The sequence below is a fragment of the Microbacterium tenebrionis genome (assembly GCF_020682665.1).
Classification (GTDB): Bacteria; Actinomycetota; Actinomycetes; order Actinomycetales; family Microbacteriaceae; genus Microbacterium; species Microbacterium tenebrionis.
The window spans coordinates 466,482-492,814 of the sequence record NZ_JAGTTM010000002.1 but is presented as its reverse complement, the minus strand read 5'-3'; the positions used below and the strand labels follow the sequence as shown (position 1 = coordinate 492,814).

Annotated in this window: 15 protein-coding genes and 1 tRNA gene; 11 read left to right on the top strand and 5 right to left on the bottom strand. The window is 70.8% G+C overall.

The genetic code is table 11. From position 1 onward, the window contains the following. Positions 1 to 62: 62 nt before the first annotated feature. Together KEC56_RS07625 and KEC56_RS07620 are read left to right on the top strand one after the other, a co-directional pair. A complete protein-coding gene (locus KEC56_RS07625; RefSeq protein ID WP_227530459.1) occupies positions 63 to 3,308 on the top strand; it encodes an ATP-dependent helicase in 3,246 nt (1,081 codons plus the stop codon). Further along, a complete protein-coding gene (locus tag KEC56_RS07620) occupies positions 3,305 to 6,769 on the top strand; it encodes an ATP-dependent helicase (protein ID WP_227530458.1) in 3,465 nt (1,154 codons plus the stop codon). The genes KEC56_RS07625 and KEC56_RS07620 overlap by 4 nt, the downstream gene beginning before the upstream one ends. Here the strand turns inward: KEC56_RS07620 and KEC56_RS07615 are convergent. Next, complete coding sequence (locus tag KEC56_RS07615) at positions 6,715 to 8,067, bottom strand: phosphotransferase (RefSeq protein ID WP_227530457.1); 1,353 nt, start codon at positions 8,065 to 8,067, stop codon at positions 6,715 to 6,717. The two genes, KEC56_RS07620 and KEC56_RS07615, sit on opposite strands and share 55 nt — an antisense overlap. A gap of 64 nt (positions 8,068 to 8,131) precedes the next feature. Between KEC56_RS07615 and nudC the strand changes: the two genes are divergently transcribed. Next, entirely contained in the window at positions 8,132 to 9,043 is a 912-nt protein-coding gene (gene nudC, locus KEC56_RS07610) for an NAD(+) diphosphatase (RefSeq protein WP_227530456.1), read from the top strand. Continuing rightward, the gene (locus KEC56_RS07605; RefSeq protein WP_227530455.1) at positions 9,040 to 10,761 is read left to right on the top strand and encodes an ATP-dependent helicase; all 1,722 of its coding nucleotides are present in this window, start codon (positions 9,040 to 9,042) and stop codon (positions 10,759 to 10,761) included. Before nudC ends, KEC56_RS07605 begins: the two co-directional genes overlap by 4 nt. An 807-nt stretch (positions 10,762 to 11,568) precedes the next feature. Here the strand turns inward: KEC56_RS07605 and KEC56_RS07600 are convergent. Then, positions 11,569 to 12,990 (bottom strand): zinc-dependent metalloprotease, encoded by a 1,422-nt coding sequence (locus tag KEC56_RS07600; protein ID WP_227530454.1) that lies wholly within the window; start codon positions 12,988 to 12,990, stop codon positions 11,569 to 11,571. A 117-nt stretch (positions 12,991 to 13,107) separates the two neighbouring features. Between KEC56_RS07600 and KEC56_RS07595 the strand changes: the two genes are divergently transcribed. Beyond that, positions 13,108 to 14,193, top strand: a complete 1,086-nt coding sequence (locus tag KEC56_RS07595; RefSeq protein WP_227530453.1) for a YlbL family protein — start codon at positions 13,108 to 13,110, stop codon at positions 14,191 to 14,193. A gap of 56 nt (positions 14,194 to 14,249) precedes the next feature. Further along, positions 14,250 to 17,180, top strand: a complete 2,931-nt coding sequence (locus tag KEC56_RS07590; protein WP_227530452.1) for a UPF0182 family membrane protein — start codon at positions 14,250 to 14,252, stop codon at positions 17,178 to 17,180. Positions 17,181 to 17,425: 245 nt separating this feature from the next. On the opposite strand, the gene KEC56_RS07585 is transcribed toward KEC56_RS07590, so the two are convergent. Further along, positions 17,426 to 17,499 (bottom strand) — tRNA-Met (locus KEC56_RS07585). 70 nt (positions 17,500 to 17,569) lie between these two features. Here KEC56_RS07585 and KEC56_RS07580 point away from each other — a divergent pair. Continuing rightward, on the top strand, positions 17,570 to 18,361 hold the full coding sequence (locus KEC56_RS07580) for a carbon-nitrogen hydrolase family protein (protein ID WP_227530451.1): 792 nt from the start codon (positions 17,570 to 17,572) through the stop codon (positions 18,359 to 18,361). A 57-nt stretch (positions 18,362 to 18,418) separates the two neighbouring features. On the opposite strand, the gene KEC56_RS07575 is transcribed toward KEC56_RS07580, so the two are convergent. After that, positions 18,419 to 19,621: an aminotransferase class I/II-fold pyridoxal phosphate-dependent enzyme gene (locus tag KEC56_RS07575; protein WP_227530450.1), complete on the bottom strand. Its 1,203-nt coding sequence runs from the start codon at positions 19,619 to 19,621 to the stop codon at positions 18,419 to 18,421. A 95-nt stretch (positions 19,622 to 19,716) separates the two neighbouring features. On the opposite strand from KEC56_RS07575, the gene KEC56_RS07570 reads away from it, so the two are divergent. From KEC56_RS07570 to KEC56_RS07560, 3 genes are read left to right on the top strand one after another with little or no spacing between them, the layout of a single operon-like run. Further along, the gene (locus KEC56_RS07570) at positions 19,717 to 21,201 is read left to right on the top strand and encodes a S1C family serine protease (protein ID WP_227530449.1); all 1,485 of its coding nucleotides are present in this window, start codon (positions 19,717 to 19,719) and stop codon (positions 21,199 to 21,201) included. Positions 21,202 to 21,250: 49 nt separating this feature from the next. Beyond that, a complete protein-coding gene (locus KEC56_RS07565) occupies positions 21,251 to 22,498 on the top strand; it encodes a CDP-glycerol glycerophosphotransferase family protein (protein ID WP_227530448.1) in 1,248 nt (415 codons plus the stop codon). Further along, complete coding sequence (locus KEC56_RS07560) at positions 22,495 to 23,931, top strand: CDP-glycerol glycerophosphotransferase family protein (RefSeq protein ID WP_227530447.1); 1,437 nt, start codon at positions 22,495 to 22,497, stop codon at positions 23,929 to 23,931. Before KEC56_RS07565 ends, KEC56_RS07560 begins: the two co-directional genes overlap by 4 nt. A gap of 3 nt (positions 23,932 to 23,934) precedes the next feature. Here KEC56_RS07560 and KEC56_RS07555 read toward each other — a convergent pair whose 3' ends face one another. Beyond that, positions 23,935 to 25,008, bottom strand: a complete 1,074-nt coding sequence (locus KEC56_RS07555) for a glycosyltransferase family 2 protein (protein WP_504871044.1) — start codon at positions 25,006 to 25,008, stop codon at positions 23,935 to 23,937. A gap of 49 nt (positions 25,009 to 25,057) precedes the next feature. Between KEC56_RS07555 and KEC56_RS07550 the strand changes: the two genes are divergently transcribed. Next, complete coding sequence (locus KEC56_RS07550; protein WP_227530446.1) at positions 25,058 to 26,332, top strand: CDP-glycerol glycerophosphotransferase family protein; 1,275 nt, start codon at positions 25,058 to 25,060, stop codon at positions 26,330 to 26,332. The last annotated feature ends 1 nt before the right edge of the window (position 26,333 follow it).

The following is a 26,333-nucleotide window of genomic DNA, read 5'->3' as shown; positions in this document are numbered from 1 at the left end:
CACAAGCGCGTCGCGCGAGGCGTGCACGGGCGGTGTCGGCGCCGGCCGATAGCGTGGACGGCATGACACCGAGCCCGCCCCGCGCCGCACCGGATGCCGCGCAGCGCGAGGTGGTCGCCGCACCCGTCAGCGCATCCGGCGTCGTCATCGGCGGCCCGGGCACGGGCAAGACGCACACGCTCATCGACCGTGTGGACGCGCTCCTCGGCGAGCAGGGGCTGACGCCGGAGCAGGTGCTCGTGCTCACCCCGAGCAGGCAGGCGGCGACCGCGCTGCGCGACCGCATCGGCGTGCGCATCGGCCGGGCGACACCGGGGCCGCTGGCCCGATCACTGGGATCCTTCGCCTTCCAGGTCGTCCGCGGTGCGATGGTGCACGCGGGCGGCGAGCCGCCCGCGCTGCTCACCGGAGCCGATCAGGACCGCATCGTCGCCGAGCTGCTGGCCGGTGACGCCGACGACGAGGCCGCTGGCATGCTCAGCCGATGGCCGGCATCCCTGCCCGCGACCGTGCGCGCGTCGAAGGACTTCCGCTCCGAACTGCGTGCCTTCCTGGCCGAGTGCACCGAGCTGGGGGTCCTCCCCGACGAGCTCCAGCGCTCGGAGCGCCCCGTCTGGCCGGCGGCCGGTGCGTTCATCGACGAGTACCGCACCGTCCTCGGCGACATGCGCACGGCTTATCGCGACGCCGCCGATCTCGTCAGCGAAGCCGCGGCGATCCTGCGCGAAGCCGATTCCGCGACGCTCGGACCCCTCGCGGGGCTGCGCGCCGTGCTCATCGACGACGCGCAGGAGATCACCCGCGGGGGACTCACGCTCGTCCGGGCGCTGCGTGCCAGAGGGATCGCCGTGACCGCGTTCGGCGACCCCGACATCTCCTCCGGCGCGTTCCGCGGCGCGAGCCCGCAGCTCTTCCACGAGCTGTCCACCCTGCTCGACGACGTGTTCGTGCTCGACACCGCGCACCGGCAGACCCCGGCCCTGAGCGACCTCACCCGCACGGTCACCCAGGCGATCGGCGTCGCCGGCCGCGTCGAGCACCGCCGGCCCCCGGGACCGCCTCCCGAGACGGCGGATCCGTCCGTGCGGACCTTCCTGGCATCGTCGCCGTACGAAGAGGTCGATCGCATCGCCGGCACGCTGCGCGACTGGCATGTGAGCTCCGGCATCCCCTGGAGCGACATGGCCGTCATCGCGCACGACACGCGCCAGGTCGCCGCCCTCGAGACCGAGCTCGCCGCGCGCGAGGTCCCGACGCGTGCGGCGGGGGTGCAGCGCCCGCTGGGCAGCGAGCGCGTCGTCCGCGATCTCGTCGGCATCGTGCGTCTCGCGCTGCAGCCGGCGTCCGAGCGCACGCCGGACGACCTCGTCGACGCGCTGCGGTCGCCTTTCGGCGGGCTGGATGCCGTCGGGCTCCGGCGCCTGCGCGCCCGGTTGCGGCATCTCGAGCTCGACGAGGGCGGCTCGACTCCGGCATCCGAGCTCCTGCGGCAGGCGATGGAGTTCCCTGCGCACTTCGCGTTCATCGACGCGCCGGAGGCGCGGATCGCCTCCCGGTTCGCCACGACCCTCGCCGAGACGGGGGCCGCGGCCCAGAACGAGACCATCCACGAGCTGCTCTGGCGCGTCTGGGACTCGTCCCGCGCGCCCGGCGGCGCCAGGCTCGCCCAGCACTGGCAGGAAGCCGCGGCGCTCCCCGGTGGCGGGGAGACCGCCAGGAACCTCGACGCGCTCGTCGCGCTCTTCGACGCCGCGAAGCGATTCGTCGAGCGCACCCCGAACGAGGACCCGGAGACGTTCGTGCGCGACATCCTCGACAGCGAGGTCCCGGAGGACTCGCTCTCGACCCCCGACCGTCCCGGCCTCGTGACCCTGCTGACGCCGGCGACGGCCCTGGGTACGCAGTTCGAGGCCGTCGTGGTCGCCGGCGTGCAGGACGGCGTGTGGCCCAACACGCGGCTTCGCGGCGGGCTCCTCGAGACGTGGCGCCTGGCGGATGCCGTGACCGCCGCCCGCACGGGAGCCGGCGCCGTCGACCCCGGGGTGCTCGACCGGCGCCGCGATGCGCTGCACGACGAGCTGCGGCTGTTCGTGCGGGCGGTCTCCCGCGCACGATCGCGGATCCTCGTGTCGGCCGTGGATGACGACGACTCCACGCCGAGCCCGTTCTTCGGGTTCCTCCCCGAACCGCCGCCGGCGTCCGATCACCCGGCGGCGGAGCATCCGCTCACCCTGCGCGGTCTCGTGGCGCGGCACCGCCGCACGCTTACCAGCGCACCGGATGCCGCATCGCGGGCCGAGGCCGCCGGGCAGCTGGCCGTCCTCGCGCGCGAGGGCGTGCCCGGCGCAGACCCGGCCGACTGGTACGGCACGACCGCGCCGTCGACCGCGGCGCCGCTGCACGATCTCTCGGTCGAACCGGCACGGGTATCGCCGTCTCGGATGGAGTCCTTCGAGGAGTGCGAGCTGCACTGGGCGATCTCCGCCCTCGGCGGCGACACGGTCCTGCCGCCGTCTGCGGGGATCGGCACGATCATCCACGAGGCGATGGAGAAGGTCCCTGCCGGCGACCTCGAGGCCATGCGCGCGATCGTGGCGGAGCACTGGGGCGAGCTGGACTTCGAGACCGAGTGGATCAGCCGCAAGGAGCACCGCCGAGCGGATCTGTACGTCGAACGGCTGCACGCGTATCTGGGCGAGGTCGTCCGCGACGGCGGGCGGGTGCTGGCCAGCGAGGTCGAGTTCCGATTCGCGGTGGATGCGACCGGCGCAGGTGAAGAGCCCGCCGTGCACATCGGAGATGCCGCGGGAGAACCGGGGCGCGCGCTGGTGCACGGCTTCATCGACCGCGTCGAGGCGTACCCGGTCGGCGCGGGCGAGCACGCGGCGGCCCGCGCCCGCGGGTCGGCGCCCATGGCCGCGTCCGCTGACGGGGAGCGCGTCGTCGTCGTCGACCTGAAGACCGGCAAGTATGAGCCGGAGTCCGACGCCAAGGTCGAAGACCACGCCCAGCTCGCGGCCTATCAGGTCGCCGTCGAGCAGGGCCTCATCGAGGGTGCCGATCCCGCAGCGCTCGCCGGGGCGCGGCTGCTCGTCGTCGCCAAGACGCTCTCGGGCAGCGACTACCGGATCGCCCATCAGCACACGCTCGAGGGCGAGGCGCGCACACGGTTCCTCACGAGACTCGCGGATGCGGCCAGAGGCATGTCCGCGGGGAGCTTCACCGCCCACGTCGAGGCGCACTGCGCCGATGTGCAGTGGCGCGTGCAGCCGTGCCGCATCCACACGGTGCCGGCGGTGAGCGCATGAGCGCGGAATGGGCAGGCAACGGCCCGGGACTGTCCGCACTGGACGTCGCGGCCGCGCTCGGCCAGCCGCCGCCGACGCCCGCGCAGCAGCGCGTCATCGAGGCTCCGCCCGCCCCGGCGCTGGTCGTGGCCGGTGCCGGCAGCGGCAAGACCGAGACGATGGCGGGGCGCGTGGTGTGGCTGGTCGCGAACGGTCACGTGCGCCGCGACGAGATCCTTGGGCTCACCTTCACGCGCAAGGCGGCGGGCGAGCTCGCCGAGCGCATCGGCGCTCGCCTCGCGGTGATCGATGAGTTCGGCCGGCGCGGTCTGCTCCCGCACGTGCCCGAGATCGTCCGTTCGGGTGCGCTTACGCCGATCGCCGACGCGGACGGCGCGCAGCGGCAGGCGGTCCGCGCACACGTCCTCGACGGGCTGGCCGCGCGGTACGGCACCGGTTGGGATGCCGCAGCGCCGCGTACCGCGGAGGACATGCTCATCCGCCCCCGAGTGTCGACGTACAACGCGTTCGCCGATTCGATCGTCCGCGAGCACGCCGCGAGGATCGGACGCGACCCCGATGTCGAGATGCTCAGCCAGGCGGCGTCGTGGATGCTCGCGCGGGAGGTCGTGCTGCGCGCCGATCTGCCGCAGCTGGAGGACATCGAGCTGTCCGTCGCGACCGTCGTCGACGCCGTGCAGCGGCTCGCAGGAGAAGCGCTGGATCATCGCGCCGACCTCGGCAGGGCCGAGCGCATCGCGCTCGAGCACGCGGCGGCGTTCGCCCCGTACCGGAGCCAGGGCGACGTCGAGAAGGCGGCCGACAACCTGCTTGCCCTCCCGACCCTCACCGCCCTCGTACGCGAGTACATCGCCGAGAAGCATCGGCGCGGTGTTCTCGACTTCGCCGACCAGGTCAGCGGCGCGTTCGACATCGTGGAGTCCTCGCCGGATGTGCGCGCCGATCTGCGCGAGCAGCACCGCGTCGTGCTCCTCGACGAGTACCAGGACACCTCGGTCATCCAGACCCAGTTCCTGTCAGCGGTGTTCCAGGACTCCGCCGTGATGGCCGTCGGCGACCCGCACCAGTCGATCTACGGATGGCGCGGCGCCAGCGCAGACAACCTCTACGCGTTCGCGCGCACGTTCGCCGATCAGCAGCAACCCGAGTCGTACAGTCTGATGACGAGTTGGCGCAACGACAGCTCCATCCTCGGGATCGCCAACCGCATCCTCGAGCCGCTTCAGCGCCCCGGGCTCGACGTGCCGCCGCTCGAACCGCGACCGGGCGCGGGCCAGGGCGATGTCCAGGTGCGGTATCCGCTGACCGTGCACGACGAGGCGGACCAGGTCGCCGAGTGGTTCTTCCAGCGCCGTGCCGAGCACACCGACGCCGCGAAGCCGCACACCGGTGCGATCCTGTTCCGATCCAAGCGGCACATGCAGACCTTCGCCGAGGCGCTCGCCGCGCGCGGCGTTCCGCATCGCATCCTGGGCCTGGGCGGACTCCTTGCGACTCCGGAGGTCGTCGACGTCGTCGCGACACTGCGGGTGCTGCACGACCCGAACGCCGGTTCCGCCCTGATCCGACTGCTCGTCGGGCCGCGGTTCGGGGTCGGCGTCGCCGACATGGGTGCGCTGTACGACCTCGCCGGCGAGCTCTCCAGACGCGACAGCGGCCTCATGCCGCTGCCCGATGAGCTGCGCGCCCGGATTCGCGCCTCGCGCGGCGCCGACGAGGCGGTCTCGATCGTGGACGCCGTCGACGTGGTCCGGGGTCTCCGCGACGACTACCGGCTGCTCGAGAGAATCACGCAGGACGGGCGCGCACGCATCCGCGCGGCGGGGGAGATGCTCGAGCGTCTCAGACGTGCTTCGGGACAGCCGATCCCCGAACTCATCCGCAGCATCGAGACCGAACTTAGGCTCGACATCGAGCTGGCGGCCAACGAGACCCGGGGCCCTGCCCGCATCGCGGCGACGCAGCTGCGGGCGTTCACCGACGAGGTGCGCGCGTTCCTCTCCGCCGATGAACGCGGCACGATCGGCAGCCTGCTGGCCTGGCTCGACAAGGCCGAGAGCACGGACGAGCTCATGCCGCGGCCGGAACCGCCCGAGCCGGGGGTCGTGCAGCTGCTGACCATCCACGGATCCAAGGGCCTCGAATGGGATGCCGTGGCCGTGGTGCGCATGGTCGAGGGCGAGCTGCCGTCGCCGCCGACGAGCACGTCGGGCTGGTTCGGCTTCGGGGTTCTGCCGTTCGCGCTGCGCGGCGACCGCGACGCGCTCCCGGTGTTCCGGTGGGATCCGCCGCCCGAGCACGAGGAACCCGACCCGGCGAAGCGGCTCAAGGCCGGGGTGGCGTCGCTCACCAGCAGGAGCAGGACGGCACCCGGCGCACTGACCGTCTTCAAGGACGCCTACCGCGACTACCAGCAGCAGGAGGAACGCCGTCTCGCCTACGTCGCCGTGACGAGGGCTCGCACCCACCTGCTGCTCACCGGAGCGCACTGGGCCGGGCAGAAGAAGCCCCGGCAGGCCGGTCCCTACCTGCTCGAGGCGTTCGACGTGCTCGGTCACGGCGGCGTCGGTGAGGTCGATGCCGACGAGAACCCGTATGAAGGCGAGGGCAAGACCACGGTGTGGCCGCTGGACCCGCTCGGTGGACGACGGGGCAGGGTCGAGGCCGCGGCGGACGCGGTCCGATCGGCGCTCGCAGCCGACCCCGTAACTCCCACCCCCCAGCTCGAACGCCTGCTCGCCGAGCGGGCGGAACGGCAGCGCGGCGTGCTCGCCGAGCCTCCGACCCGTGTGCCGGCATCGCGGTTCAAGGACTACGTCACCGACTTCGACGGCACGCTCCGCGAGATCGCGCGTCCGATGCCGGAACGCCCGTACCGGCAGACGCGGTTGGGCACCCTTTTCCACGCGTGGGTGGAGCACCGCTCCGGCCTCGTCGGCGCGGGCCCGAGTGCGGACGCCGCCCTGTGGGACAGCGACGACGAGCAGGCGGACCCCTCGGCCGTCTCGGCCGCGGACGACGCCGATCTGCAGACGCTGCGCGAGACCTTCGAGCGCAGCGAATGGGCGGACCTCGCACCGATCGCGGTCGAGATCGAGATCGACTTCGCGCTCGGCGCGGGCACGACCGCAGGCGCAGGGGAGCCGACCTCGGGGCCCGCCCCGGGCCACATCGTCATCTGCAAGCTCGACGCGGTGTACCGGCGTGAGGACCGCGGCGGGCGGATCGAGATCGTGGACTGGAAGACCGGTCGCGCTCCGCGCACGCCGGCGGAGCGCGAAGAGCGGATGCTGCAGCTCGCCCTGTACCGGCTCGCCTACCACCGCCGGTTCGGCGTGCCGCTCGACGAGATCGATGTCGCGCTCTACTACGTCGCCGACGACCTCGTCATCCGCGGCGACCGGGTCTATTCGGAGGCGGAGTTGGTCCAGCGGTGGAGCGCGGCGCGCGCTGCGCGCTGAGCCTCATCCGCCGGGTCGTGCTCGGGTTCTGCCGTCGCCGCGTCACTTCGACTCGCTGACGCTCGCTCAGCACGAGCGACAGGATCAGGGGCCGAGGACTCCGAGCCGGTCGCGGGCGCGTCGACGGGCTCGGCGGTCGACGCGTCCGCGACCGAGTCCGCCCGCCAGGTCTCGGCGACGTCGCTGAGGTCCTCCGTGGCATCGCCGATGCGGTCGTCGTTCGCGGTCGCGGGGTCCTCGGGGAGCAGGTCGTCAGGGTTGTAAGCGTCGGTCTCCATCGCCGTGCTGATGCCCGTCGCAGCGGTCTGCGGCACGCGGTCGAGAGCGTCTAGTGCCGAATCGACGCCTTCGCCTCGCGCCGCGATGACCGAGAGGTCGTTCTCGCGCAGCCCGTCGGCGAGGGCCCCGAGGAGTGCCGCGGCATCGTCGACGATGTCGGTGCGGCGCATGGTGTCGCCGTGCACGAGCCACCGGGCGAACTCCAGTTCCGCCAGCATCCGAGCCCGTACGGCCAGGGCGGGATCCGGTGCGCGGTCGGACGCCTCGGCGTACGCAGCGTGGACGTCGCCGGCGGCGTCCGGGGCGGACGAGAGCCAGGCGAGGTCCACGGCGGGGTCGCCGAGTGCGAGGCCGTGCCAGTCGAGCATCCCGATCACCTCGGGGCCGCGCTCCGGGTCGTCGTCGAACAGGAACGAGGTCGCCTTCGCGCCGCCCAGGGTCACGGCGGATTCGAAGCGCCACAGGTCGTCGTCCTCGACCGCCTCGCGCCAGCGGACCGTGAGCCGGGCCGGAACGCGCCCGGTGGCCGCCGCTCGGTCGACGAGGCGACGGATCTCGTCGCGCACCTCCTCGGCGCTTCGTGCGGTGAGCCCGGCGCTGCGGACGACCGAGGCGGGCAGCGCGTGCACGGCGGCGATGGAGGCGCCCATGGATGCTGCGGCCCCGCGGCCGCGCGGCACATGGTGCGCCTCGATCTGGAATCCGGGCAGCAGGCTCGAGACGAGTGCCCGGCCTTCGGCCAGCCGGGTCTCGCCGACGTACTCGGGCACCTGGAAGGGGAGCATCGCACGGGCACCGGCGGTCAGTGCGCGCAGGGCCAGCGCTTCGGCGGCGAGCTCGCGCGCGGTCTCGTCGTCGTCTCCGACACGGATCGCGAGTTCGCGGCCGTCGGCGAGCGTGGCGACGGCGGAGTCGAAGCGCCCGTCGCCCTCGGCGGAGAGGGATCGAGCGCCGACGACCTCCGCCCCGGGCAGAGCGGCCGTGACCGCCGCCGCTAGAGTAAAGGGAGACCGTGCCATGCCCCCAGATTAGGTCGCATCGCGCGCGGTTCCGCCTACGCCACGCCTGTGAGAGAGGGAGTCGATGACCGTCCAGCGCGTACAGTTCGATCGGGCAGCACACCTCCGCGATGAGCAGGGCGTCCTCGACGCGCTGCGGTCGTCGCCCGACGCTCGAGCGATCGTCGTCCGAGACGGGCGTGCACGGATCGAGGACGGCACGCTGGTCGCCGTCGCCCCGTCAGAGGTCGCGGGCGACGCGGAATGGGCGCTGCTCGGCAGGCGCGAGGACGGCACGCTGCTGCTGCTCGCCGCCGTCGGCCGTGAGGCCGAGAGCATCGACGCCGCGCCCGAGGAGACCTGGCTCGGCGTCCGCGACACCGGGGGCATGCTCGCCGCGGAGGACACCGAGCTGCTCGTCACGGCCGTCGCCCTCGCATCCTGGCTGCGGGATGCCCGGTTCTGCCCGACCTGCGGATCGGAGACCGTCCTGCGCCAGGGTGGCTGGTCGCGGCGCTGCGAGCGGTGCGGGCACGACATCTTCCCGCGGACGGACCCCGCGGTCATCGTCGCCGTCGAGAGCGCGGACGGCGAGCGGCTGCTGCTCGGCGCCAACGCGAACTGGCGCGGACGGATGTACTCCTGCTTCGCCGGCTTCGTCGAGGCCGGTGAGTCCCTCGAGGTGACCGTGCACCGCGAGATCGAAGAGGAGGCCGGCGTCCTCCTCGACGAGGTCCGCTACGTGTCCTCGCAGCCGTGGCCGTACCCGCGTTCGCTCATGATCGGGTTCCGCGCCACAGCATCCGAGGAGCGCCGCGCCCGCCCGGACGGCGAGGAGATCATCGACGTCCGCTGGTTCACACGCGACGAGATCCGCTCGGCTCTGAAGGGGGAGGGGCCGGTGGGGCTCCCCGGTCCGGCATCCATCGCCCGCGCCCTCATCATCGACTGGTGCGACGGGCGTCCAGCCGCCGAAGACGCCGACGGGGCGCAGTGAGCGCACTGGACGCCCTCGACGAACGACAGCGCGAGGCGGCATCCGTGCTGCGCGGGCCGGTCGCGGTGCTCGCCGGAGCCGGAACGGGGAAGACCCGGGTCATCACGCACCGCATCGCGCACGGGGTCGACACGGGCGCTTACTCGCCGAGCAGGGTCATGGCCGTGACCTTCACGGCGAAAGCCGCGGGCGAGCTCCGCGGGCGTCTGCGCACGCTCGGCATCGAGGGTGTCGCGGCGCGCACGTTCCACGCTGCAGCGCTCGCGCAGCTGAACTTCTTCTGGCCGACGCTCGCGGGCTCGCCGGCTCCGTCGATCATCGACAACAAGGTGCGTCTGCTCGGGCAGGCCGCCGAGCAGCTCCGTCTGCGTCTGGACACCCCGACGCTCCGCGACGTCGCGAGCGAGATCGAATGGCGCAAGGTGTCGATGAGGTCGATCGACCAGCACGCCGCGCTCGGCAGATCGGTCGGTCGGGTGAGCGCGGAGCAGCTCGCCGACCTGCAGCGGGCGTACGAGACCCTCAAGGACGACCGCCGCCAGCTCGACTTCGAAGACGTGCTGCTCGCATGCGCCGGGATGCTGGAGGCCGAGCCCCGCGTTGCGGCATCCGTCCACGAGCAGTACCGGCACTTCACCGTCGACGAGTACCAGGACGTCTCGCCGCTGCAGAACCGGCTCCTCGAACTCTGGCTCGGGGACCGGAGGGACCTGTGCGTCGTCGGCGACGCCAGCCAGACGATCTACTCGTTCGCCGGAGCCGACCAGCGCTACCTGCTCGAGTTCGGCAGGAGGTTCCCGGACGCCACCGTCGTGCGCCTGGAGACGAACTATCGCTCCCAGCCGCCGATCCTCGCCGCAGCCAACGCGCTCATGAACGGCAGACCGGGAGCACTCGAACTCTGCCCCGCGCGGGAGGCCCCGAAAGCCGAGCCGCCCACCCTCACGGCGTACGACACCGAGACCGAGGAGGCGGCCGGGATCGCGGCATCCGTCTCGGCGCGCATCGCATCGGGTGCCGCCCCGTCCGAGATCGCCGTGCTGTACCGCGCTCACGCGCAGTCCGCAGCGATCCAGCAGGCGCTCGCCGACGCGGGGATCGCGTCGACCGTGCTGGGCGGCAGACGTTTCTTCGACATGCCGGAGGTGCGCCAGTCGATCCTCGCCCTGCGCGGCGCGGCCGTCGCACCGACGGAGCGAGGCTTCCTGCCGAATGTGCGTCGAGTGCTGCGCGAGATCGGGTTGACCGACGAGGCGCCCGCCGCCGGCGGCGCGCAGCGCGACGGCTGGGAAGCGCGCAGGGCGATACTGCGGCTCGCGGAGGAGGCGCCGGACGACACGACGCTGCGCTCCTTCAGTGACGCGCTGATGGCCAGGGCGAAGGACCAGCACGAGCCGACGATGCAGATGGTGACGCTGTCCACTCTGCACGCGGCCAAGGGCCTGGAGTGGTCGCACGTCGTGCTCGCCGGCTGCGCCGAGGGCGCACTGCCCATCTCGTACGCCACAGGCTTCGACGCCATCGACGAGGAACGGCGCCTCGCCTACGTCGGCATCACGCGCGCCGCGCGGACGCTCGAGCTGACGTGGTCGCGATCGGCAGGGCGGGGGGAGCGCCGGCCGTCGCGGTTCCTGGAGGAGATCGGAACGACTGCTCGCGGCACCGGCACTCTGCGTGAAACCTCGCCTCGCGCCAGGTCCGCCGGCCGTCGGGGCTGACCCGCACCGATCGCGGTCCCGCGTCGGTCTCGCGGAGCAGCCGGGCAATAAATCCCGCAGCCTCGGCGGTGCGCGCCGTCGTGATCCGTCCGCAGTGCGCGCCGATGAGCTGCGCGTGCATGGCGGGCCACGCCGGATCGCGATCGCGCTCGTGCGCGTCGCGGCACGCCAGGCACGGCGAGCGGCCGGGGACGATCAGAGGGCCGATGACCAGGCCCCCGGGTTCGAACGCGACAGGCAGATGCACGAGATCGTCGTGCAGGTAGCCGGCGAGCCGGTGAGCGGATGCCGCGCCCTGCACGAGCACGATCCCGACAGCCGGGGCCGCGCCGCGCGGCGCCGTGGAGAAGCCCTCATCGTGCAGGGCGATCTCCATCCGCGCCTCGACGCGCGAGTCGTCGACGTCGACGCTCTCGATCCACACCGGCGGCGGTGCCGGAAGGTCGGTGATGAGGATCGGCTCGAGCATCTCGAGGAGCCTGCGGGCGGCTTCCCTCGGTGCGCCGACGCCGTGCGCGACGACGTCGAAGGCACTGCGGCGGATGCCGCTGCGGAGCGCCTGGATGAGCGGCTCGATCCACGGCTCGCCCGCATCGATGCGCAGGCCGCCCTCCAGGCCGAACTGCACCGTGTCGGCATCGCGCCAGAGCATCGGATACTCCGGAGCGATCCGGGTCAGCGTCGTCGGAGTCATCGGTGGCATGACCCGATTCTGCTCACCCTGCGCTCAGCGCGGAGCGCCCAGCCACGATCCGTGGAGAACTCCGTGAGGAGGCTGATCGGTGCACAGCGGAGCGTGCATCCGGGTCAGACGGGTCTCTCGCCCTCTCCGGAGTCGTCGCCCGTGCCGGATTCCCCGTCGCCCTCCGCAGCGTCGGCGGACCCGTCGCCGCGGTCCTGCGAGAAGTCCTCCCCGTCGAGGAGCCGTGCCAGCGCCTCATCGAACTCGTCGGCCACGGGTTCCTCGCCGCGGGCGTGCGCCTGCAGGCGTTCGATGAGCGCCGTCGGGTCGTCGATGTCGGCTGCGGTGGGAAGGAGGTCGGGGTAGTCCCACAGCGAGTCACGGGCCGCGATGCCCACGGCATCCGTCACCCGGCGCCACATCGCCGCGGCCTCGCGCAGGCGGCGTGGCCGCAGTTTCAGTCCGACCAGCGCGCCCAGTGCGTCTTCGGCGGGGCCGCCGACTGCTCGGCGGCGGCGCGCAGCCTCGGCGAGGCGTGCGCCGTCGGGGAGGCGCGAGGTGGCCTCGGCCGTGACCACGTCGACCCAGCCGTCGATCATCGCCACGATGTTCTCCAGGCGGCCGAGCGCTTCGCGCTGCGCCTCGGTCTGCGCAGGCAGCAGCGCGCCGCCCTCGATCGCCGCGCGCAGCTCCTCGGGGTTCGACGGATCGAGTCGGCTCGCGACGTCCTCGAGCGCCTCGACGTCGACCGTGACGCCGCGGGCGAAGTCGGTGATCTGCGACATGACTTGCAGGTGAAGCCACTTGGCGTGCCGGTAGAGGCGGGCATAGGCGAGCTCGCGCGTGGCGAGGTAGAGCGTGATCTGGTCCTCGGGGATCTCGAGGCCCGCGCCGAATGCGGTGATGTTCTGCGGGATGACCGCCGCAGTGCCAGCCGGGAGCACGGGGATGCCGACGTCGCCGCCCGACACCACTTCGAGGGAGAGGTTGCCCAGCACCTGGCCGAACTGGGCGGCGAACACCGAGGAGCCGAGGCCCCGCATGAGCTTTCCCGCGCCCTGGATCGCCCCGCGCATGTCTTCGGGCACCTGGGTGTCCAGGGCGCTCGTGAGGGCGTCGGCGATGCTCGTGGAGACGGGGCCTGCGATCTCCTTCCACACCGGGAGCGTCTTCTCGATCCACTCGCCGCGCGTCATCGGCTGCGGTGCCTCGGACAGCTCCGAGATCGTCGTGGCCTCGCCCAGCCACAGGTTCGCCAGGCCGAAGGCATCCACCAGTGAATGCCGGGAGCCGTCGGTGATGCCCTGGCCCTCGCGGTTCGCGATGTGCAGGGCCTGACGCAGCGCGTTCTCCCACGGATCGCCGCCGAGCACGCTCTGCAGCTGCTGCGACAGGGCTGCCATCATGGCCGGATCCAGTTGGAGGCCGTCTTCGCCCCCGAGGGCGTTCTGGAGCGCGCTGAGGTCGAAGTCCCCGCCGCCCTGCCCCGACATCATCTTGCGCAGGAACTCCTGGAAGTCCTCGGGGGTGGGTTCGTCATCTGCCATGTCGGTCGCCTCTCAGCACGTCGCTAGCCGTGCCATCTACGCTAGTTGCAGGTTTCTGCACGCACCCCCGACGCGAGCAGATCGCTGTACGCCGGTCGCGAACGACGGAGGACTCACGTGGCACGAACTCAGCCCGCCCGCATCGGGCTCGGCGTCTGGGCGCTCATCGTCGCGCTCATCGCACTGGTCGTGCTGACCTTCCTGCCCACGCCCTATGTGATCCAGCGGCCGGGTCCGGTGTACGACACCCTCGGGAGTGCTGCGAGCGCCGATGGAGAGCAGGTGCCTCTGATCGAGATCGACGGCGCCGAGACGTTCGAGACCAGCGGCAGCCTGAGCCTCACGACGGTGCAGGTCGTCGGCAACCGCGAGCGCACCCCGTCGTGGTTCGAGCTGGCGCTGGCCTGGATGGACCCCTCGCGCGCGGTCGTGCCGCTCGACTCGGTCTTCCCTGAGGGCGTCACGACCGAGGAGCGCGACGAGCGCAATGCCGATCTCATGGTCGACTCCCAGCACGAGGCGACGGCGGCAGCTCTGCACGAGCTCGGGTACGACACCGGAGCGAGAGTCGAGGTCGTCTCGACCGTCGAGGACTCCCCGGCGGACGGACTTCTGGAGGAGGGCGACGTCGTGGAGCAGATCGACGGCGCGGACGTCACCAGTGCCGCAGGGCTCCGGGCGGCGATCCAGGATGCCGAGGGGGATGCCGTCGTGCTGACCGTGCAGCGCGACGGCGAAGAGCACGAGGTCGAGCTCACGCCGGAGAAGGAGCAGGTAGGCGGGGTGGACACCTGGCTGATCGGCATCACCCTGACCACGGACTACGACTTCCCGTTCGAGGTGCACATCCAGCTCGACAACGTCGGAGGGCCGAGCGCCGGCATGATGTTCGCGCTCGGCATCGTGGATGAGCTGACACCGGGAGAACTGACCGGCGGCAACGACATCGCCGGCACCGGAACGATCGACGCGACCGGCGCCGTCGGCCCGATCGGCGGCATCCGTCAGAAGCTGTACGGCGCACGGGATGCCGGCGCCGACTACTTCCTCGCCCCGGCATCCAACTGCGACGAGGTCGCAGGTCACGTGCCGGACGGCCTGGCCGTGATCAGCACCGCGACACTGGAGGAATCGCTCGACGCGATCGAGGTGATCGCGGACGGCGGCGACGTCGGCGCACTGCCGACGTGCAGCGTTTCGTGACCTGAGCGACACCGTCCACCCGGCCCGCTCATAGTCTGCGCACATAGGATGGTCAGGTGACCACGACCTCAGCGCCGAATCCGGCCACGCCCCGAACATCCCGACGGATTGCCACGATCTCGCTGGTGATCATCGCCGCGCTGGTCGCGGCCTTCTTCGTCTTCGCCTCGCTGTACACGGACTTCCTGTGGTTCGATCAGCTCGGCTTCTCGCGTGTGCTCACCACGCAGTGGATCGGTGCGGCGGTGATGTTCGTCGTCGGCTTCCTCGGCATGGCCGTGCCGCTGTTCGTCGTCATCCAGCTCGCGTACCGGCTGCGCCCGGTGTATGTGCGCCTGAGCTCCCAGCTCGACCGCTACCAGGAGGTCATCGAGCCTTTGCGGCGCCTGGCCATGTGGGGTATGCCGATCTTCTTCGGCATCTTCGCCGGCTTCGCGGCGGCAGGCAACTGGGAGACCGTCTGGTTGTGGTTCAACGGCGGTGCGACCGGTGCCGTCGACCCGGAGTTCGGCGTCGACACCGGGTTCTACCTGTTCGCGATGCCGTTCTACTCGATCCTGCTCGCGTTCGTGTCGGCGGTGATCCTCCTCTGCCTGATCGTCACGGCCCTGGTGTCGTACCTCTACGGCTCCGTGCGGATCGGCCAGGGCGAGCTGCGCATCTCCAAGCCCGCGCGCATCCAGCTCGCCGTCCTCGCCGGGCTCTACCTGCTCGTGCAGGCCGCCAGCCTCTGGCTCGACCGCTTCAAGACCCTGGTCACTGAAGAGGATCGCATCACCGGTGCCGCCTACACCGGGGCGAACGCCACGATCCCGGGCCTGGCGATCCTCGCGATCCTCGCGGCGCTCGTGGCCATCCTGTTCTTCGTCACGGCGATCATCGGCCGCTGGCGCTTCCCGCTGGCGGCGACCGCGCTGCTGATCGTCGCCGCGCTGGTCGTCGGCATCGGCTACCCCTGGGTCGTGACGACCTTCCAGGTGCGCCCGAACCAGAACAGCCTCCAGGCCGAGTACTACCAGCGCAACATCGACGGCACGAAAGAGGCCTACGGCGTCAACGACCTCGAGGTCACGCCGTTCAAGGCCGTCACCGACGCCGCCGCCGGTCAGTTGCGCGAGGACGCCGAGACCACGGCATCCATCCGCATCCTCGACCCGAGCATCATCAGCCCGACCGTGCAGCAGCTCGAGCAGTTCCGCGGCTACTACCAGTTCCAGAACACCCTCGACGTCGACCGCTACGAGATCGACGGCAAGACGCAGGACACAGTGGTCGCCATCCGCGAGCTCGACGTGTCGCGCCTGGGCGACAGCAACAACTGGAACAACCGCACGGCCGTCTACACGCACGGCTACGGCCTCGTCGTCGCGGCGGGCAACCAGCGCACGAGCGAGGGAGAGCCGGTGTTCCTCGAGCGCGGCATCCCGTCGTCCGGTTTCCTGACCGACTCGGAGAAGTTCGAGCCCCGCGTCTACTTCGGCGAGACCTCGCCGCTGTACTCGATCGTCGGAGCGCCCGAGGGCACCGACCCGGTCGAGATCGACTACCCGCGCGGTCAGGACGGCGCGAACGAGACCAAGACGACGTTCGACGGCGATGGCGGACCGTCGATCGGCAACACGTTCAACAAGCTGCTGTACGCGTTGAAGTTCCAGGAGGCCGAGATCCTGTTCTCCGACCTCGTGAACGACGACTCGCAGATCCTGTACGACCGCGACCCGGTCGATCGCGTGCAGAAGGCTGCCCCGTACCTCACACTCGACAGCGACCCGTACCCGAGCGTGGTCGACGGCGAGATCGTCTGGATCGTCGACGGCTACACGACCAGCGCGACGTACCCGTACTCGACCGGCGTGAACCTGCCGGACGCGATCGCCGACTCGAACACGCCGACGCCGAGCTTCGCTCTAAACAACATCAACTACATCCGCAACTCCGTCAAGGCGACCGTGAACGCCTATGACGGGTCGGTGACGCTGTACGCCTGGGACGAGGAGGACCCGATCCTCAAGGCGTGGGAGAACGTCTACCCGACGACGATCGAGCCGGTCAGTGAGATGTCGGCCGACCTCATGAGCCACGTGCGCTACCCGACGGACCTCTTCAAGGTGCAGCGCGAGATCCTCGGCGTCTACCACGTCGACACGGCGGGTTCGTTCGCTCAGCAGGACAACCGGTGGCAGACCCCGGACGACCCGCGCGACCCGACGTCACTGCAGCCGCCGTACTACCTGTCGATGCAGATGCCGGGCCAGGATTCGCCGCGGTTCTCGATGTTCTCGACGTTCATCCCGGCGTCCGCGCAGGGGACGACGAGCCGCAACGTGCTGATGGGCTACCTCGCGGTCGATTCGGATGCCGGCGCCACAGCGGGCGAGAAGTCCGAGGGCTACGGGAAGATGCGACTGCTCGAGATCGATGCGGACACGACCGTACCCGGCCCCGGTCAGGTGCAGAACACATTCAACTCCGACCCGAACGTCGTGCGCGAGCTCAACCTGCTGCAGCAGGGGGAGTCCGAGGTGAAGTACGGCAATCTGCTGACCCTCCCGGTCGGCGGTGGTCTGCTGTACGTCCAGCCGGTGTACGTCCAGTCCTCTGACGCGGGCGGCACGCAGCTGCCGCTGCTGCAGAAGGTGCTCGTGACCTTCGGCGACAACGTCGCCTTCGAGGACACGCTGACCGAGGCCCTCGACACGATCTTCGGCGGCGACTCCGGCGCCACCGGCGGCGACGAGGAGGTGGAGCCGACTCCGGGCGAGACGACTCCTCCGGACGAGGGCGGCACGGACCCGGGCACCGAGGAGCCGGGAACGGGTACCGGCTCCGGCGCGTATCAGGACGCTCTGAGCGCCGCCCAGGAGGCGCTGGCCGACCGCGAGGCCGCGCTGAAGGACGGCGACCTCACCGCGTTCGCCGAGGCCGACAAGCGTCTGACGGATGCCGTCACCGAGCTGCTCGCCCTGGAGGAAGCAGCCGGGGAGTGATCCGGAGGCTCCGGCCGCATGTCTGAGAAATGGCGGGTTCGCGCGTGCGCGACCCGCCATTTCTGCGACCTGCCGACGGGCAAGCGAAAGGCCCGGGCAAGCGAAAGGCCCGGGCAAGCGAAAGGCCCGGGCAAGCGAAAGGCCCGGGCAAGCGAAAGGCCCGGGCAAACGAAAGGCCCGGGCAAACGAAAGGCCCCTGATCGGGATTTCTCCTGATCAGGGACCTTTCTCGTGTCGCATTCTCGTTGCGGGGACAGGATTTGAACCTGCGACCTCCGGGTTATGAGCCCGGCGAGCTACCGAACTGCTCCACCCCGCGGCACGTCTACTAGCCTAACACGGGAATCGGCGGGTGGTTGACAACGGGTGAACTGCGCGAGGATGGGGGCATGTCCTCGACCGTCGCCGTCTGCCAGTTCAGCCCGACCGCCTCGCCTGCGGACAATCGCGCCCGCATCGCAGAACTGGCCGCTGCCGCCGCTGGTCGCGGCGCACGTCTGGTCGTGTTCCCGGAGTACTCCAGCTACTTCGTCGACCCGATGGATGCCACGCTCGCGGCCAACGCCGAGACGCTGGACGGCGACTTCGTCCTGGCGTTGCAGCAGGCGGCATCCGTTCACGGCGTGACGATCGTCGCCGGGCTCGTGGAAGCCGCGGGGGAGCACGTGCGCAACACACTCGTCGCCGTGGATGCTGCGGGTGTGCGCGCCGTGTACCGCAAGCAGCACCTGTACGACGCGTTCGGACAGACGGAATCGGACTGGATCGAACCCGGTGCGCTCGATGAGCCGCAGACCTTCGTGGTCGACGGGCTGCGCTTCGCGATGATGACCTGCTACGACCTGCGCTTCCCCGAGGTCGCCCGCACGCTCGTGGACGCGGGGGCCGACGTCATCGTCGTGCCGGCCGAGTGGGTCCGCGGGCCGCTCAAAGAGCACCACTGGACCACGTTGCTCGCGGCCCGCGCGATCGAGAACACGGTCTACGTCGTCGCAGCGGATCACCCGGGGCCGATTGGTGTCGGGAACTCGCAGATCATCGACCCTCAGGGCGTGGTCATCGCCGGTGTGGGGACGGGGGAGGGCATCGCCGTCGCCGAGATCGACGAGGATGCCGTCGCCCGCGTCCGCGAGACGAACCCCGTGCTGCGGCTGCGCCGCTACGCCGTCACCCCGCGCTGACGGCTGCGGGCCTGAGCACGTTCCGCTCTGGTTCACGGGAGTGCGGGCTTCGCCGCCTCAGAACGTCGCTGACGCCAGCCTGGTCGCGGCCTCTTCGAGCACCTCGACCCGCTTGCACGCGGCGAAGCGCACGAGGCCCGCGAACCGATCCTGGTGCTCGGCGCTGACGAACGCGCTCAGCGGTATCGCGACGACCCCGGCTCGCTCGGGCAGCGCACGGCAGAAGGCCGCGGCATCCGACCCGCCCAGCGCCCCGGCGTCGGCGACCGTGAAGTAACCGCCCTGCGGCGGGATCACCTCGAATCCGGCGGTGCGCAGCCCCTCGCCGAGGATCTCGTGCTTGCGACGGAGCGTCGCCGCGGCATTCGCGAAGAAGGCGTCGGGCAGCCCGAGCCCCACCGCGATGGCCGGCTGGAACGGCGAACCGTTCACGTAGGTGAGGTACTGCTTGACCGTCAGGACGGCCGTGATGAGGTCGGCCGGACCGTGCACCCAGCCGATCTTCCAGCCCGTCGTGGAGAACGTCTTGCCCGCGGACGAGATCGTCAGCGTCCGTTCGGCGGCACCGGGACGCGTGGCGAGCGGCACGTGCGGGGCGGAGAACGTCAGGTGCTCGTACACCTCGTCCGTGACGATGATCGCTTCGTGCCGCTCGGCGAGCCGCACGATCTCCGCTCCCACCTCCGGAGAGAACACGGTGCCGGTCGGATTGTGCGGGTCGTTGACGAGGATGATCCGCGTGCGGTCGGTGACGGATGCCGCGAGAGCGTCGAGGTCGGGCTGGAAATCCGGCAGCCGCAGCGGCACCGTGCGCAGTCGAGCGCCCGCCAGCGCCACCGCGGCGGCGTACGAGTCGTAGTAGGGCTCGAAGACGACGACCTCGTCGTCGGGGGAGTCGATCAGCGCGAGCAGCGTCGCCGTGAGCGCCTCGGTGGCGCCCGCCGTGACGATGACCTCTGCGGCGGGATCCACCTCGAGGCCGTAGAACCGGCGCTGATGTTCGGCGATCGCCGCGAGCAGCTCCGGGTTGCCGCGCCCGGGCGGGTACTGATTCACACCGTCCGCGATGGCGGATCGTGCCGCGTCGAGCACCTCGGCGGGGCCGTCCTCGTCGGGGAAGCCCTGGCCGAGATTGATGGCACCGGTGCGGACCGCAGCCGCAGACATCTCTGCGAAGATGGTGGGCGCGACGTCACCGTCGGGGGAGAGAAGGCCTGCTCCCGCTGCCGTGCGCCGCCAGGCGCCGGGAATAGTACTCATGCAAACCAGGCTAAGGCCATAGAGAGCACTCACCCTGCCCATATCGAACGCACAGCATCGGGCGGCAACCTGAGATGGTCGATGAAGGAGCAGACATGAACGACGACAACACCCCAGAAGAGACCTCGTCCCCCGACCAGACTCCGCAGACCCCGGGTGGCGGCGGATCCGGCCACGAGCTGCCGGCTGCGTTCACGTCGCACGCGGCGCTGGCGGGTCCGGTCCCGAACGACGGGCCGACCGCACCGATCGCGCACTTCACGGCACCCGTCGCGAACCCCGGGCACGGGGCCGCGTTCGGCGTCCCCGCGCAGAGCGCTCCCGGCGCCGACCACGCGGCAGCGGAGACGACGGCACCGGTGACCCCCACCCACACCAAGACCAAGGACAAGAAGCCCGTCGGAGCAGGCAAGGTCGCAGCGCTCATCGTCGCGGCATCCCTCGTCGGAGGCGCAGCGGGGCTCGGTGGCGGCTACCTGGGCAGCACGCTCTGGGCGCAGCCGACCGGCTCGACCGTGAGCGGCCCGTCCACCATCACGGTCAACAACCCCGGCTCCGTCAACGAGACCACCGCGATCGCGACCGAGGTCCTGCCCTCGGTCGTCACGATCGAGGCCACCGGCTCGAGCGGGTCCGGCAGCGGCTCGGGCGTCGTGCTCAGCGACGACGGCTACGTGCTGACCAACACGCACGTCGTGACCCTCGGCGGCGCCGAGGCGAACGCGACGATCCGCGTCACGGCATCCGACGGGCGCATCTACGACGCCGAGGTCGTCGGCACCGACCCGATCTACGACCTCGCGGTGATCAAACTGAAGGGCGCATCGGGCCTCACCCCGATCGAGTTCGCGGACTCGTCCGACCTCAACGTCGGCGACACCGCCGTCGCGATCGGCGCACCGCTGGGGCTGTCGAACTCGGTGACCACGGGAATCGTGAGCGCGCTGAACCGCAGCATCCAGATCGCCTCGTCCGCCGTGCCCGATTCGGCCCAGGACTCGCAGGAGGACCAGGGCGATCAGGGCGGCAGCCCGTTCCAGTTCGACCTTCCCGGCACGCAGCAGCAGAGCCCGAACTCGTCCATCTCGATCTCGGTGATCCAGACGGATGCCGCGATCAACCCCGGCAACTCCGGCGGCGCACTGGTGGACAGCGAGGGAAAGCTCATCGGCGTCAACGTCGCGATCGCGACCGCCGGCAGCTCCGAGGAGTCCGGCTCGATCGGCGTCGGATTCTCGATCCCGTCGAACATCGCCAAGCGCGTGTCCGACGAGATCATCGAGAACGGATCGGCGACCCACGGTCTGCTCGGCGCGACCGTGCGGGATGTGTCCTCCGCGCAGGATGCCGACGTCGTCGGCGCTGTGATCGTCGAGCCCACGTCCGGCGGTCCCGCGGCGCAGGCCGGGCTGAAGGCGGGCGACATCGTCACCGGGTTCAACGGTCTCCCGATCACTGGCGCGACAGACCTCACCGCTCAGGTCAGGGCCGCGGCTGCGGGCAGCGAGGCGACGATCACGTACATCCGCGGAGGCAAGGAGTACGAGGCCACGGTTACCCTCGGGGAGCTCGATCTCTGAGCCCCCTCGGCTCACAGCGAAGGACGCCACCCCGCGATAGGCTCGCGGGGTGGCGTCCTTCTCCTTCGGCTCGGGCAATGCGGCAGGGCTCCTGCGCATCCCGCTGTATGCCGTAGGGCGCATGGGAACGATGCTCGTCCCGCGTGGAACCCGATGGGTGTTCGGATGCGGGACCGGCATCGGCGACGGTGCGCTGGCGCTGTGGCGGCTGGCGACATCCGAAGGCCGCACGGCTGTGTGGCTCACCTCCTCGGAGCGCGAACGCGCCGACGCCGCAGCTCTGGGGATCCCGACCATCCCGAAAACGTCGCCGCGCGGCTGGTGGGCGACGGCCAGAGCGGGAGTGGTGGTCGTGACCCACGGTCAGGGCGACGTCAACCGCTACGCGACATCCGGTGCCTTCCTCGTGCAACTCTGGCACGGCATCCCGCTCAAGCGCATCGGCCTGGACTCACCGGCGACCGTGACCGTGCCCGACGTCCCGGGGGCCGCGGTGCTGAGGAGAGTCATCGCTCTCCTCTATCGGAGCGCTGCCCAGCGCATCCGCCTCATGCCCGCAGCATCCGATCGATCGCGCGGGCGGCTGGAGTCCGCCTTCGCGCTCGGCGGGGGCCGCGTCGTCGTCACGGGCGAGCCGCGCGTCGACGTGCTCTCGGCCGGTGCGCCGGAGGAGAGCCGCCGGACGGCGCGGGCGCTGCTCGAGGATGCGTCCGGTCCGCTGCCGTCCGGATCGAGGACGTTGCTGTACGCGCCGACCTGGCGCGATGGCTCAGACGACCCCGCGGTGCCGTCTGCCGCGGACTGGGTGCGGCTCATCGCGCTGCTCGAACGCGAGGACGCCGTGCTGTTCGTGCGATCGCATCCGCTCGGAGCGGGCGAGTATCGGCCTCCGCTGCCGACCAGGCGCGTGCGGATGCTCGGATCGGACGTGCTCGCCGATGTCACCCCCGCGCTGCCGGGGATCGACGCGCTGATCACCGACTACTCGTCGATGGCCTACGACGTGGGGCTCATCGGGATGCCGGTGCTCTTCCTGGCCCCCGACGCCGAGGAGTACGCGCGCACACGCGGGTTCTACGGCAGGTACGAGGAGGTGGCAGGAGACGGTGCAGCGAAGGACTGGCACGTCCTCACCGCTCGGATCGAGCAGCTGCTGACCGACGAGGGCTTCTTCGCGGCGCTCGCCGAACGTTCACGGACCCTGAGCGCGCAGATGCACGCGTTCCGCGACGGCGGGAGCACACGGCGCGTCTACGACGCCATCCGTGCCCGCACAGCCTCGAGAGGAGCACGATGACGACCGCCCGTATCGATGAGGACGCCGAGCGTCTCATCATCACCGGCACCGGGGCCAGGCCGACGTCCGCGGCGCTCGCCGGCTCCCGCGCCCGCGTCGATGCCACGATCACCGGCGGCGGCAAGACCTGGAAGGCCGCGTTCGACCTGAGGGCCTCGCGCTGGGGCGGCCCGTCGCTGCCGCTGCCGTCGGGTGAATACCGCCTCGAGATCGACGGCGCCGATCTGTCCGGCATCGAGGAGCAGACGCGGCTGCTGCCCGGTATGCGCATCACGATCCGCGGATCGCAGGTCGATCTCGCACCACCGATCGACCCGGTCCATGAGACGCCTGAGGGCAGGGCTGCCCTCGAAGCGGGCTATGCCGCGCAGCAGGGCGGCGATGAGGACGCCGTGTTCTTCGAGAGCTTCTACGGGCAGAGCGCCGGTTGCAACCCCCGAGCCATCGACGCCGAGATCGCCCGACGCTCCCCGGGTACGACCCGCTACTGGAGCGTCGTCGACCTGTCCGTCCCCGTGCCGGACGGCGCGATCGCCGTGGTCGAGGGCAGCCCGGAGTGGTGGCGCGCCCGCGGAGCGGCGCGGCTGCTCGTGGTCAACGACTGGCTGCGCCGCAGGTTCGTCCGCAAGGCCGGGCAGAAGGTGCTGCAGACCTGGCACGGCACGCCGCTCAAGCGTCTGGCGCTGCACCGACCGGGCTTCGACCCGCGGCGCATGGCCGCGGTCCTCAAGGAGTCGCGCCGCTGGGATGTGCTGCTCGCGCAGAACCTGTACGCCGAACGCATTCTCCGGAAGGCATATGCATTCTTCGGCAAGCCGGTGTGGACCGACGGGTATCCGCGCAATGACGTGCTCGTGACCGGGGACCCGGCGGCGGCACGCGCCGAGCTCGGCATCGGTCCGCAGGAGCGCGTGCTCCTGTATGCGCCGACCTGGCGGGATGACCGCTCCGAGATCGTCGATTTCGTCGATCCCGAGCTCCTCGCGGAGCAGACCGACGCGGTCGTTCTCGTGCGCGGACATTCGAGGACACTGCGTCCGGGCAGGGACAAGGCCGGCGCGCGGGTGATCGACGTCACGGGATTCTCCGACACGGCCCTTCTCCTGCTCGTCGCCGACGCGCTCATCACCGATTACTCGTCGGTGATGTTCGACTACAGCGTCACGGGCAAGCCGATGTTCTTCCTCGTGCCGGACCTCGAGCACTACCGCGGTCAGCTCAGGGGCTTCTACTTCGATCTCGCCGAGCGCGCGCCAGGGCCGCTCGTCACGTCGCAGGATGAGCTCGTCGCGGCGGTCCTCGACGAGGGCGTTCCCGCACGCTTCGCGGATCGCTACGCGGCGTGGCGGCGCCAGTTCAACGGGCTCGACGACGGTCGTGCCGCGGAGCGCGTCGTCTCGCGCCTTATCGGCCTGGGCTACCTGAGCGCCTGATCCCTACGGCAGCGGGGTGTTCCGCGTACCCAGGCGCGAAGCATCCACCGTGTCGCGCGCACCGCGCAGCACGCCGGCTATGAACCCGAATCCCCACGACAGGTGCATGGTCGGCAGCACCGCGAGGGTCCAGAGCCGTTCGCGGAACGTGCGCCCGCCGCCCGGCTTCAGCGCCATGACCGCGACGAGGAGGACGTAAGCGACCAGGGGCAGATACACGACGGACGCCAGGATCGAGGCGAGACCCGCGAGGACGCCGGTGAGCTGCAGGATGCCGACGACCAGAGCGAGGGCCGTGATCAGCACGAGCGCGGGCGGTGCGAAGAACCGCAGCCCGTTGCGGCGGCCGTAACGGCGCACCAGTTCGCCGCGCCACGCGCCGGTCGCGCGGAACTGCCTGGCCAGACGCCACCAGCTCTCGCGCGGCCAGTAGGTCACTGAGAGCTTCGGATCCAGCCACACCCGGTGGCCCGCGCGGCGGATGCGGAGATTGAGCTCCCAGTCCTCGCCGCGGCGCACGGTCTCGTCGAACAGACCGACCTCGTCCAGGACGGAGCGGCGCATGACTCCGAGATAGGCGGATTCGGCCTCGCCCTCATGCGTCGTGCCGTGATAGGCGCCGCCGCCGAGCCCGACAGGGGAGTTGTAGGCGCGGGCGACGGCCTTCTGGAACGGCGTGCGGCCGTCGGCGCTCATGACGCCGCCCACGTTGGCCGCACCGGTGCGCTCGAGCGTCGCGAGAGCGCGCTGGGCGTAGCCGGGGGCGAGTTCGGAATGCGCGTCGACACGAACGATCGTCGGGTACCTGCTCGCCCTGATCGCGGCGTTCAGACCGACGGGGATGTGCGCGGCAGGATTGTCGACCAGGCGGATGCGGTCGTCGCCCGCCGCCAGACGCTGCGCGAGCTCCGTCGTGCCGTCCGTCGACGGACCGAGCGCGAGCACGAGCTCGCTGGGACCGCTGAGCTCCTGATCGAGCACCGAGGCCACCGCGTGCTCGAGGTACTTCCGCTCGTTGAGCACGGGCATGATGAACGACACCCCTGTTGCAGGTGTTGTCGAATCGTACTCTTCCACCCGTCGATCATGTCATGGAGCGCGCAGGCGCCATGCGTACTCTTGAGAGGTGAGCGGTGTCAGCGATGTGAAGAAGGCCTACCGGCTGCTGCGCAAGGCGCTGCGCTCCCGCAAGGCGGTCCAACGCGTACGCCGGCGTCTTCAGGCGCACCCCGAGAACCACTACAAGGTCGCCGTCTACTTCGCCGACGGCGCCGTGAACATGTACCAGATGCGCCAGTGGTACCGCCCCCTCGCCGAACTGCAGAAGCTCTGGCCGGTCGTGGTGCTGGCCCGCAATGCGGGCGGCGCCGAAAAGCTCCTCGACGAGGACGCGCCGCCGGTCGCCTTCGTGCCCACGGTGCGCGACCTCGAGCGGTTCATCGCGAAGCAGGACATCCGCATCGTGCTGTACGTGAACCAGAACACCCGCAACTTCCAGATGTTCCGCTACGGCCGGCGCTGGCACGTGTTCATCAATCACGGCGAGTCCGACAAGATGTACATGACCACGAACCAGTACAAGGCGTACGACTACGCGTTCGTGGCAGGTCAGGCCGCGCGGGATCGCCTCAGCCGCACGTTGTGGGACTACGACGTGGATACCAGGACGCTCGAGATCGGTCGGCCTCAGGCCGACCACTACTCCGGCTCGCTGCCCTACACGCCCGATGACCGCACGGTCGTGCTGTACGCGCCGACCTGGGAGGGCGATCGTCCGAGCGCCCACTACGGCTCGATCGCCACGCACGGCGAGGCCCTCGTCGCAGGCCTCCTCGCCACTGGCCGGCACCGCGTCATCTACCGGCCGCACCCGCGCAGCGGGGTGCTCGACCCCGAGTACGGCGCAGCGCACCGGCGCGTCCTCGCCGCGATCGCCGAGGCGAACGCCGCCGACGCCGCCGCGCACCACGTCCACGACGACGGCCCGGAGCTCGGCTGGCAGCTCGTGGCTGCGGACGTTGCGATCGTCGACATCTCGGCGATGGTCTACGACCGTCTCGCCGCGGGCAAGCCGCTGATGATCACGCGCCCCGTCGACGAGCGCGCGTCGATCGACGTCGGCGGATACCTGTCGGACTGCGAGTGGTTGACGGCGGAGGGTGCAGCCGGCATCGTCGCGGAGGTCGATCGCGTCCGCGCCGACGAGGATGCCGTCGCGAGGCTGCGCATCTGGGTGCAGCACTACTTCGGCGACACCACGCCCGGCGTCGCCACGGCGAAGTTCCACGCGGCCGTCGAGCATCTGATGGGGCTGTGGGACGACTGGCGCGACCGCGAGATCGGCGCGATCAGCCCCGACGAGGACGACGACGACGAAGAGGACAAGGAAGACGAGCTCTGAC

Coding starts and splice junctions, on each gene's coding strand:
- KEC56_RS07580 (WP_227530451.1), top strand. CDS start 17,570: ATGTCCTCGACCGTCGCCGTCTGCCAGTTCAGCCCGACCGCCTCGCCT.
- KEC56_RS07560 (WP_227530447.1), top strand. CDS start 22,495: ATGACGACCGCCCGTATCGATGAGGACGCCGAGCGTCTCATCATCACC.
- KEC56_RS07620 (WP_227530458.1), top strand. CDS start 3,305: ATGAGCGCGGAATGGGCAGGCAACGGCCCGGGACTGTCCGCACTGGAC.
- nudC (WP_227530456.1), top strand. CDS start 8,132: ATGACCGTCCAGCGCGTACAGTTCGATCGGGCAGCACACCTCCGCGAT.
- KEC56_RS07570 (WP_227530449.1), top strand. CDS start 19,717: ATGAACGACGACAACACCCCAGAAGAGACCTCGTCCCCCGACCAGACT.
- KEC56_RS07625 (WP_227530459.1), top strand. CDS start 63: ATGACACCGAGCCCGCCCCGCGCCGCACCGGATGCCGCGCAGCGCGAG.
- KEC56_RS07600 (WP_227530454.1), bottom strand. CDS start 12,990: ATGGCAGATGACGAACCCACCCCCGAGGACTTCCAGGAGTTCCTGCGC.
- KEC56_RS07575 (WP_227530450.1), bottom strand. CDS start 19,621: ATGAGTACTATTCCCGGCGCCTGGCGGCGCACGGCAGCGGGAGCAGGC.
- KEC56_RS07615 (WP_227530457.1), bottom strand. CDS start 8,067: ATGGCACGGTCTCCCTTTACTCTAGCGGCGGCGGTCACGGCCGCTCTG.